Here is a 9,285-nt window from a genome sequence, read left to right as displayed (position 1 = left end):
CCCCACCCGAGCCCTCGGTGGCGAGTCTCTCCGCGAGCATCGAGGAAGCGGGGGCCCGAGGGGATGTGGAGCGCGTCAACGCCCTGGAGGCCCACCTGTGGCTGGACGGGCCGCGTGGGCCCGAGGGGCGGGTGGGCGGAGCGGTACGCGCGCTCTTCCTGGAGATGAACGGCATCGCGCTGCGTGCGCCGTCTCCTGGCGCGGAGCGGGAGTCCCCGCCCGCGCTGCCCCGCCTCGGAGCGCTGCGCGTGCCGACGCGGGTGGTCTGCGGAGAGCTGGACCGGCCGCACTTCCAGGAACTCTGCGCCCTGCTCGCGCGCACCCTGCCAGGCGCGGACCTGCGGATGATGCCGGGCTGCGCGCACCTCCCCAACCTCGAGCAGCCCCGCCTCTTCGAGACCCTGGTGCGCGAGCTGCTCGGGCGGCTGGAGGCCTGAGCACGGTCAGGACGGCAGTCCCTCTCCAGACTGCTCCGCCGTCATGTACCGCGCGTACCAGTCGGGCCAGTTCTCGTCAGCCTTGCCGGTGCGCTTCTCGTGCTCGCCGTGGGCGGCCGCCGCACGCCGGAGCGCGCTCGCCAGGTCCCTTGCGGAACTGAACGAGATCTGGGAGCGGTCCACGCGCCCGGGGAACCGGGTCGTGACCTCCTGCAGGAGCCAGGTGTTGCCGTCCGGGTCGTTGAACGACGCGTACGAGCCGTAGCTCTGGTGGTCGGGCGCGGGGCCGCGGACCTTGTCACCGAAGGGCGCCGGGCCTTCGGTGAAGTGGAACACCTCGCTCACCTGGACGCCGCGTCCCATCAGTTCGTTGCGCGCGGCCTCGATGTCGGAGACGACCAGGTACAGTTTCTGGGCCGAGCCGGGCGCGGCCGACGTGAGGTTCGTGCCGAACTGGAATGAGCACGGGGAGCCCGGAGGGGTGATCTGGAGCACGCGGGAATTGCCCTTGCTGAAGTCCGCGTCGAGCCGCCACCCGAGCCCCAGATAGAACTGCTTCGCGCGGTCGAGATCCGAGACCGGAATGACGACCGCCTCCAGCTTCAGGTCGACTCTCCCGACGCCCGCCAGGCGGGTCTCCCTGACACTCTCGACGGTGGTGACACTCATGACTGCCTCCTTGGGATGTGACTGCGGGGGAGGGGAGATGACGTGATGAAGGCGTACGCCCCGCACCCGGGCCCTGGGAGGGACGATGTTGCCGGCAGGGCCGGCTGTGAACCGGGCCGCCAGCGGAGCGAGTGAAACGAACGCAGGCCTCGGCCTCTGTCCTCGCGCGGGCCCACCGGGGGGAGGGTCCTCTCCGCCGAGACGGGCTCGGCCCCTCTCGTGGATTCAGAGGCCATGAGAGTGCTCCTATTGCGATGCGCGTCGCCGCTCGGCGCGGCGTGTGTCGCACTCAGGTACAACGTTGGGCCTGCGGGAGGAAACGGCCAGTGCGCAACGCCGCGAAAGCAGGCGAGGTGCATGTCGGTCGCAATCACGTGGGTGCTCCGTGAGGTGGCGCTCACGGCGTCGGTGGCGAGCGCGGCGCCGAGCACGGCCAGCCAGCCGTAGGAGTCGGGCGGCAGCCGCCACGCTCATCCGAGCTTCGCGTCAGTGCGGCACTGAACCGATGTGACCGGAGTACGTTCCACGGTGGCGCCGGGCACGGATACACCGGGGGGAGTCCGGCTACAGCTTGCCGGAGTGAGACAGACCGGGGGCCGTGTGATGAGTGAACGGAAGAAGGTGGCGGTGGTCGCGGGGGTCGGTCCCGGCAACGGTGCCGCGCTCGCGCGGCGGTTCGCGCAGGCAGGCCATGCCGTCGCGCTGCTGGCGCGAAGCCGGGAGACGCTCGACACGCTCGAGAGCGAGCTCGGCGACGCCCGTGGCTATGCGTGCGACCTGACCTCTCCAGCCGATGTGGCGCGGACCTTCGCCGAGATCAGGACCCAGCTCGGGGACGTGGACGTCCTCCTGTACAACGCGGGCTCGGGTGTGTTCGCGGGCGTCGAGAGCATCACGCCGGAGCAGTTCGAGAGCGCCTGGCGGGTGAACGCGTACGGAGCGCTGCTCTGTGCGCAGCAGGTGATTCCGGCCATGAAGGCAGCGGGGAGCGGCTCCATCGTGTTCATCGGGGCGACAGCCTCCCGGCGTGGTGGACCGAGGTCCGCTGCGTTCGCGCCAGCCAAGGCCGCGCAGCGGAGCCTCGCCGAATCCATGGCGCGCTCGCTGTGGCCTTCGGGCATTCATGTCGCGCTGATTGTCGTGGACGGGGTGGTCGACATCCCCACGACGAGGAAGGTGATGCCGGACACGCCGGACAGCTTCTTCATCAAGCCGTCCGGCGTGGCGGAGATTGCCTTCCAGCTCACGTGCCAGGAGCGAAGCGCCTGGAGCTTCGAGGTCGAGGCCCGGCCATTTCGCGAAAGCTGGTGAGGGGTCTGGTCGCCCATCCGTGCATCGCTCGACGAGGACGTGTCAGACTGGAATGGAGTGCTTCGTGTGTTGGTGACACGATGACTCCCGGAGGAGCGTACGCATGCGAGCCCTGCCCGTCTTCTACGACCCGCGCCAGAACGCCTCGAACCCGGACAGCGCCAGTCCGAGCGCGCACAAGCCCGCCGAGGTGATGACGTCGTGGCAGGCCCTCGGGGTGCGCCTGGACGTCCGCGGCTTCGAGCCCATTCGCCCCGAGCAGCTCTACACCGTCCACAAGGTCAGCTACGTGGATGGCATCTTCGCCGGGACAATCCGCAACGGCTTCTACAACACCTTCCTCGAGGTCGCGGAGTCCCTGCGCTGGACGAGCGGCAGCTTCCTGGCGGCTGCGCGCTGCGTCGCGGCGGGTGCACCTGTCGCGGTGTCTCCGACCAGCGGCTTCCACCATGCGAGCTGGGGCGGTGGCGGAGGCTACTGCACCTTCAATGGGCTGATGCTCGCGGCCAGGACGCTGCTGGACGAGGGCGTCGAGAAGGTCGGCATTCTCGACCTGGACATGCACTACGGGGATGGCACCGACGACATCATCCTCCAGTTCCGTCTCTCCCAGCGGGTGGAGCACTACACCTTCGGCTTGTCGGCCGTTGCCCACGGGGGCGCATGCAATCCGGAAGGCACTGAGCGTTGGCTGGCCGGGCTGCCGGAAATCGTGGACGGGTTCCAGAAGAAGGGCTGCCAGGTGCTCCTCTTCCAGGCGGGCGCGGACCCCCACGTCGAGGACCCGCTCGGCGGAGTCATGACGAGCGAGCAGATGCGTCGGCGCGACGCCATCGTGTTCACCCGGTGCAGGGAACTGGGCCTGCCGGTCGCATGGAACCTCGCGGGCGGATACCAGCAGCCGCTCCGCAAGGTGCTGGACCTCCACGACGCCACCCTGCTGGCTTGTGCCGAGGTGTTCGCTCGGGACTGAGCCGAAGGTCCGCGTTCCCCGCGGCAGCGGTCCCTGGCGAGCAGGAGGCACTCCTCCGTGCAAGTCCATTGAGCGGCTCCGCAGGCGACCCGCTATCCTGCGACGTGTCCGTACCCAGGACGTTCACACCTCCCGAACAAGCGACCGAGACCTGCCATGAGCCTCTCTTCCCGTGCACGTAGACTGTTGTCGAACCTGTGGCTCCTGGGGGCGCTCGCGCTGACGGGATGTGACACCGTCGTCGAAGGCGACGGGCCGTACGGATGCAACAACTCCTGCGTCGAAGACTACGACTGTCCCGGGACGCTCTACTGTCTCGACGGAGCATGCTTCGGGACGGAGTGCTACTCCTCGAACCAGTGCGAGGACGAGGGGGGCTCCTGCTCGGTCAGCGGAGACTGCTGCAAGGGGAACTGCAACGGAGGGGTCTGCCGCTCGGGTTGCTCGAGCGGAGCGGACTGCGCTGGCAGCGCGCAGTGCTGCAACTCCTACAGCGACGGGAAACGCTGCGGGCCGTGCTGAACCCTTCACTCCGAGGCGGCGGAACCGCGAATGAAAACGGGCTGGAGACCTCGCTGTCCCCAGCCCGTCGTCATTTCAGGTGTTCCTCGGAGCTCAGCAGCTGTAGTTGCACCGCTCCCAGCAGAGCACCTCGTCCGACTCGCACTTCGCCACGCACGTCGGGTTGCCATTACAGTTCTGGTGGATCATGCAGTTCTCGGCCCAGTCATCGCACAACGAGCAGCAGGGGGCGGCGACCGTCTCCTCGCTGCCCAACGTCGCGCTCCCCACCGCCACGGCAGCTCCCAGCACGAATCCGATGAGCCCCATCTTCAAGGTCTTCTTCATCTCCAGCCTCCCTCGTCGTGGTTGTTCGACCTGGGGCGGTCCAAGGCCCGTCCCAGGGACGGATGTATGAACTTTTACGAATCACCCAACAAGCGGGTAAATCCGGACACATGAGCACTCATGGCCAGGCCCCCCCCTCCCACACGCGAGGAAGGAGGACGCTTCCGTGGGGAAGGCTCCTCTGGGCGGGTGCACTGCTCGTGTTGGCGTTGCTCCTGCGCGGCTTCGTCGTCCAGCCGCATCACATCGTCACTGGCTCGATGGAGCCGACGCTGGCCGTGGGAGACCGGCTGGTGGTGGACAAGCTGTCCTACCGCCTTCATCCACCCCGGGCCGGGGACGTCGTCGTCTTCGAGCCGCCCCCCGAGCTCGTACGCTCCGGCGACCTCCGGGGGCACTCGTCCATCAAGCGGGTGATTGCCCTGCCGGGACAGGAGGTGCGCGTGCACGACGGACAGGTGTTCGTGGATGGCAGGCCCCTCCATGAGCCCTACGTCGCGAAGGCGCCAACCTACGAGTGGGGGCCCGCGCGCGTGCCCGAGGACATGCTCTTCGTCCTCGGGGACAACCGGAACGGCAGCAGCGACTCGCACGTCTGGGGCGCCCTGCCCATGCGCTCCGTCACCGGCCGCGCCTGGCTGCGCTTCTGGCCACCGGCGCGGGTGGGAGCGCTGTGAGTGTCACGGCGGCCCCCTGGGCGGTGCGCATCACGGCTCGGGGGCTCGGGCAGGAACCCGGTGCATTCTAATATTCCCCGTTAAGTCAATTTCACTGATATTACGGGTCTTGGCCTGGGGTTTCTGTCGGTAGCGGGGTGGGGTCGCGGAGGGAGACCTCGGGCGGCAGCGTCGTTCACTCCTCGCAGTCCCTCGAAAAGGAATCCCCCTTGCGTAAGCTATCCATGGCGTTGCTGGCTGGTGTCGCCCTCGTCGGCTGCGGTGTCGAGCCGGAGACCGGGAGCGTCGAGCCGGAGAATGAGAACCAGGAGATCGTCTCCAACCTGATCGCGGCCGGGTTCCCGGTCGAGGACATCATGGAGGCGGATGGCGTCATCTACGTGGGGCGTGACGCCCACGTGACGCTCGCGGCGTCCCGCGAGCTGCTCCAGGCTCCCGGGAAGGGCGCCGAGCAGTACCGCACGACCAACCTCGTCGGCACGGGCGTGACGAAGATCTGCGTCAACCCCACCGCGGACTTCAACAGCTACTCCCTGCTGAGCCAGGGGCTCGACCTGGCCATCGCCAACTACAATGAGCGGGGGCTGCGTATCACCTTCGCGCGCGGCCCGACGACGGGCTGCACCGCGAACATCACGGCGCAGACGATGACCGGCACCGGCGGCTCCGCGGGCTTCCCCTCGGGTGGCCTGCCTTACGGAATCATCAACATCGGCACGGGCCTGCAGAGCTACAGCGCCGACGTGAACGAGCACGTCATCACCCACGAGCTGGGCCACGCCATCGGCTTCCGTCACACGGACTACTACAACCGCAGCATCAGCTGTGGCAGCGGCGGCGACGAGGGGCAGGCGGGCGTGGGCGCCATCCACATCCCCGGGACGCCGGAGACCGCCACGGTGGGCGGGTCCATCATGAACTCCTGCTTCCGGGCGACCGAGACCGGCGAGTGGACCAGCTCCGACATCACCGCGCTGAACTACCTCTATCCCACCGGCGGTGGGGGCACGGCCTGCTCGAGCTACAACTTCACGTCCTACCGCGGGCAGAACGGGACGCAGATCTCGTGCGGCTGTCCGGCGGTGAGCGGGGGCACGGTGTGGGGCACGGACATGTACACGGATGACTCGAATGTCTGCGCGGCGGCGGTGCATGCCGGTGTGATTCCCGCCAGTGGTGGGAATGTGACCGTCACCATCCAGCCGGGGCAGAACAGCTACACGGGCACCACGCGCAATGGCATCACCACGTACTCCTACGGCGCCTGGGCGGGGAGCTTCTCCTTCGCGGGCCGGCCGACGCCGCCGAGCTGCTCGACGTACAACTTCACGTCCTACCGCGGGCAGAACGGGACGCGGATTCCGTGCAGCTGCTCGGCGGTGAGCGGGGGCTCGGTGTGGGGCACGGACCTGTACACGGATGACTCGAACGTCTGCGTGGCGGCGGTGCATGCCGGTGCGATTCCCGCCAGTGGAGGGTCCCTGGTCGTCACCATCCAGCCGGGGCAGAGCAGCTACACGGCCTCCACCCGCAACGGCATCACCACCTCCTCCTGGGGGAGCTGGCCGGGGAGCTTCTCCATCGGCGCGTGGTAGCCACGCCGGCCTCCGGTCATCGGCGCAAGGGACGATAGGAGCGGCGCGCTCCCGTCTCCTCGCCAGGGACCTGGCCCTCCGGGGGGAGGAGCTCCCGGAGGGCCATGGCTCGAAACTCGAAGGCTGACCCCGCCGTCGCGAGGAGCCCCTGCACGCCTGTCCGTATGCGCCGGCCAGGGCATGCGCATGGTGGTGGACGGGAGGGCTCGTGCATGGACTGGTTGCGGCGCGTTGCACTCGCCCTGCTGCCCCTGGTGCTGCTGGGCGTGGCGGCGTGGGTGCTGCACCGTGAGCTGGCGACGCTGAAGGGCGGGGAGGTGAGGGCGGGCCTGGCCGCCATCCCCCCGGGCCGCGTCCTCCTGGCGCTGCTCGTCACGGGGGCCAACTACGCCACGCTGACGCTGTATGACGTGCTGTCGCTGCGGCACGTGGGCCGGAAGCTGCCGTACCGGCGCGTGGGCCTCACGTCCTTCATCGGCTACGCCTTCGGCCACAACGTGGGCATGTCGTTCCTCAGCGGCGGCTCGGTGCGCTACCGGCTCTACTCCGCCCACGGCCTGTCCGCGCTGGACGTCGCGCAGGTGGCCACCTTCAACGCGCTCACCTTCTGGTCGGGGCTGCTGGCGGTGGCGGGTACGGCGCTGGTGGCCGGGGGCGGCGTGACGTCGCTCCTGCCGCTGTCGCCCGGTGCCGCGCGGGCGCTGGGGGTGGGCATGCTGGCCCTGCTCGCGGCGTACCTCGTGGCGTGCGCGCGGGTGCGCCGTCCGCTGCGCGTGCGCGTCGTGGAGGTCCGCTTGCCCCGGCCTTCGTTGGCGGCGGCGCAGCTCGCGGTGTCGTGCCTGGACTGGGCGCTGGCCGCGCTGGTGCTGTGGGTGCTGCTGCCCGCGGACGCGGGCGTGTCGCTCCCGGGCCTGGTGGCCCTCTTCGCGCTGGCGCAGTTGGCGGGCATCGCCAGCCAGGTGCCCGGGGGCCTGGGCGTGTTCGAGTCCATCATCCTCGCGGCGCTGTCGCCCGGCGTGCCGGCGCCCCTCGTGCTGGGCACGCTGCTCGTCTACCGCGTCGTCTACTACCTGCTGCCCTTCACCGTGGCGGTGGGGCTGCTGGCCCTCCACGAGGCGGGAAGGCACCGTGAGCACCTGGGGAAGGTGGCGCGCGCGACGCGGGACACCTTCGCCCCGGTGGTGCCGTGGGTGGCGTCCGCGGCGGCCTTCATCTCGGGCGCGGTGCTGCTCTTCTCCGGCGCCACCCCCACGGTGCCCGAGCGGCTGACCTTCCTTCGCGACCTCGTCCCGCTGCCGCTGATGGAGGCGTCGCACCTGCTGGGCAGCCTCGTGGGGCTGGCGCTGCTGGTGCTCGCGCAGGGGCTGCAGCGCCGGCTGGACGGGGCCTTCGTGCTGACGGAGGTGGCGCTGGTGGCCGGCGCGGTGTTCTCCCTCGTCAAGGGCGTGGACTACGAGGAGGCGGCGCTGCTGCTGGTGCTGGCCGTGGCGCTGGTGCCCTTCCGCTCGCGCTTCCACCGGCGCGCGTCCCTGCTGGAGGACGCCTTCAGTCCGGGGTGGCTCCTGGCCACGGGGGCGGTGGTGGCCGCGTCGGTGGGCCTGGGGCTCCTCGCGTACCAGCACGTGGCCTACAGTCACGACTTGTGGTGGCGGTTCACCTTCAGCGGGGACGCACCGCGCTTCATGCGCGCCACGGTGGGCGTGCTGGGCGCGGGGCTGCTCTTCGGTATCGTCGCCCTGCTGAGGCCGGCGTCCGCGCGTGTCCGGCCTCCGGACGCGGCGGCGCTGGCGCGGGTGCGGCCGCTGGTGGCGCACTCGCCGGAGTCCGCCGCCTGCCTCGCGCTGGTGGGGGACAAGTCGCTGCTCTTCAACGAGCAGGGCTCGGCCTTCCTCATGTACGGCGTGTCCGGGCGGAGCTGGGTGTCCATGGGGGACCCGGTGGGGCCGGAGGGCGAGGCCACGGAGCTGGCGTGGCACTTCCAGGCGCTGGCGGACCGGCACGAGGGCCAGGCGTGCTTCTACCAGGTGTGCGCGAGGACGCTGCCGCGCTACCTGGACCTGGGGCTGTCGCTGCTGAAGCTGGGCGAGGAGGCGACGGTGCCGCTCGCGGACTTCAGCCTGGAGGGGCCGGAGCGCAAGGGCCTGCGCCACGCCGTGCGCAAGCTGGAGCGCGAGGGTCTCGCCTTCGAGGTGCTTCCCCCCGAGGCGGTGCCGCCGCTGCTGCCGGAGCTCAAGGCCATCTCCGATGCATGGCTCGCGGAGAAGCACACGCGCGAGAAGGGCTTCAGCCTGGGCTACTTCTCACCGCGCTACCTGGAGGAGGGGCCGGTGGCGGTGGTGCGCCGTGACGGGAGTCTCCTGGGGTTCGCCAATGTGTGGGCGCCGGAGGTGAAGGACGAGCTGAGCCTGGACCTGATGCGCTACCGCCCGGGCAGCCCGCACGGGGTGATGGACTTCCTCTTCGTGTCGCTGATGCTGTGGGGCCAGCAGCGGGGCTATGCCCGCTTCAACCTGGGCATGGCGCCCTTTAGCGGCTTCGAGGCCCGGAGCCTCGCGCCGCTGTGGAGCCGGATGGGCGCCTTCCTCTTCCAGCACGGCGAGCACTTCTACAACTTCCAGGGGCTGCGCCAGTACAAGGAGAAGTTCAAGCCGGTATGGGCGCCGCGCTTCCTCGCGTCACCCGGCGGGCTGTCGTTGCCCCGGGTGCTGGCCAACGTCTCCACGCTGGTGTCGCGGGGATTGGGCGGGGCGGTGGCGCGATGAGGCGCGGGAGGG

At 69.8% G+C, this 9,285-nt stretch carries 8 protein-coding genes; 6 read left to right on the top strand and 2 right to left on the bottom strand.

Translation table 11 applies throughout. The annotated features are described in order from the left end of the window. Positions 1–437 (top strand): alpha/beta fold hydrolase (locus tag HG543_RS47735; protein WP_246357823.1); only part of this gene is annotated, 437 nt, incomplete at its 5' end. A gap of 6 nt (positions 438–443) precedes the next feature. Here HG543_RS47735 and HG543_RS47730 read toward each other — a convergent pair. Beyond that, the gene (locus tag HG543_RS47730; RefSeq protein WP_169351633.1) at positions 444–1,106 is read right to left on the bottom strand and encodes a VOC family protein; all 663 of its coding nucleotides are present in this window, start codon (positions 1,104–1,106) and stop codon (positions 444–446) included. A gap of 621 nt (positions 1,107–1,727) precedes the next feature. On the opposite strand from HG543_RS47730, the gene HG543_RS47725 reads away from it, so the two are divergent. Next, positions 1,728–2,417, top strand: a complete 690-nt coding sequence (locus tag HG543_RS47725; protein WP_211194667.1) for an SDR family NAD(P)-dependent oxidoreductase — start codon at positions 1,728–1,730, stop codon at positions 2,415–2,417. Positions 2,418–2,520: 103 nt separating this feature from the next. Then, positions 2,521–3,390: an arginase family protein gene (locus HG543_RS47720; RefSeq protein ID WP_169351632.1), complete on the top strand. Its 870-nt coding sequence runs from the start codon at positions 2,521–2,523 to the stop codon at positions 3,388–3,390. A gap of 615 nt (positions 3,391–4,005) precedes the next feature. On the opposite strand, the gene HG543_RS47715 is transcribed toward HG543_RS47720, so the two are convergent. Continuing rightward, entirely contained in the window at positions 4,006–4,239 is a 234-nt protein-coding gene (locus HG543_RS47715) for a hypothetical protein (RefSeq protein WP_169351631.1), read from the bottom strand. Positions 4,240–4,301: 62 nt separating this feature from the next. Between HG543_RS47715 and lepB the strand changes: the two genes are divergently transcribed. The 3 genes from lepB (at position 4,302) to mprF (ending at position 9,273) form a co-directional block, all read left to right on the top strand. Further along, positions 4,302–4,916, top strand: a complete 615-nt coding sequence (lepB, locus tag HG543_RS47710) for a signal peptidase I (RefSeq protein ID WP_343073623.1) — start codon at positions 4,302–4,304, stop codon at positions 4,914–4,916. A 209-nt stretch (positions 4,917–5,125) separates the two neighbouring features. Further along, entirely contained in the window at positions 5,126–6,511 is a 1,386-nt protein-coding gene (locus HG543_RS56685) for a M57 family metalloprotease (RefSeq protein WP_281404544.1), read from the top strand. A 212-nt stretch (positions 6,512–6,723) separates the two neighbouring features. Beyond that, positions 6,724–9,273: a bifunctional lysylphosphatidylglycerol flippase/synthetase MprF gene (gene mprF, locus HG543_RS47700; protein ID WP_169351629.1), complete on the top strand. Its 2,550-nt coding sequence runs from the start codon at positions 6,724–6,726 to the stop codon at positions 9,271–9,273. Positions 9,274–9,285: the final 12 nt, after the last annotated feature.

Origin of the sequence: Pyxidicoccus fallax, assembly GCF_012933655.1 — a bacterium.
GTDB lineage: Bacteria > Myxococcota > Myxococcia > Myxococcales > Myxococcaceae > Myxococcus > Myxococcus fallax.
This window is presented reverse-complemented; position numbering and strand designations above follow the sequence as displayed.

Excerpts from the sequence above, each read along its gene's own strand:
- HG543_RS47730 (WP_169351633.1), bottom strand. The coding sequence starts at position 1,106 with ATGAGTGTCACCACCGTCGAGAGTGTCAGGGAGACCCGCCTGGCGGGC.
- HG543_RS47715 (WP_169351631.1), bottom strand. The coding sequence starts at position 4,239 with ATGAAGAAGACCTTGAAGATGGGGCTCATCGGATTCGTGCTGGGAGCT.
- mprF (WP_169351629.1), top strand. The coding sequence starts at position 6,724 with ATGGACTGGTTGCGGCGCGTTGCACTCGCCCTGCTGCCCCTGGTGCTG.
- lepB (WP_343073623.1), top strand. The coding sequence starts at position 4,302 with ATGTATGAACTTTTACGAATCACCCAACAAGCGGGTAAATCCGGACAC.
- HG543_RS47720 (WP_169351632.1), top strand. The coding sequence starts at position 2,521 with ATGCGAGCCCTGCCCGTCTTCTACGACCCGCGCCAGAACGCCTCGAAC.